Source organism: Arenibacter lacus (assembly GCF_008711145.1).
GTDB classification, from domain to species: Bacteria; Bacteroidota; Bacteroidia; order Flavobacteriales; family Flavobacteriaceae; genus Arenibacter; species Arenibacter amylolyticus.
Genome location: NZ_VVIN01000270.1, coordinates 1 through 373 on the forward strand (window position 1 = coordinate 1; position 373 = coordinate 373).

Genomic DNA, 373 nt, shown 5'->3' on the forward strand with positions numbered 1-373 from the left:
GGGTAGCCGTATTGGGACCGCTTTCCTGAGTCCACACGAAGCTTACCGTACCGCCGTCAGGGTCACTGCCTGTTCCGTTTAAAGTGATACTATTGGTGGGTAAGGTAATGCTCTGATCCGCACCCGCATCCACTAGCGGAACAGAGCTGTTGGATAGTACTGTTAGAACCACCTCGTCTGTTCCTGTCTCATTCTCGTCATCGGTAACGGTCAGCCTAAAAACATAACTCCCCGCAACCAATCCACTAACCGTAAGGTCTGCGGTATTCTCACCGCTTAAAACAGCAGTGTTAGGACCACTCTCTTGGGTCCATTGGTAGGCGGTAATAACGCCTCCATCGGGGTCCGTGCCCGTACCGTTAAAAGTAGCGCT

1 protein-coding gene is annotated in these 373 nt (G+C 52.3%); it reads right to left on the reverse strand.

Translation table 11 applies throughout. The annotated features are described in order from the left end of the window. Positions 1-373 (reverse strand): PKD domain-containing protein (locus F1E73_RS17465; RefSeq protein ID WP_223883507.1); only part of this gene is annotated, 373 nt, incomplete at both ends.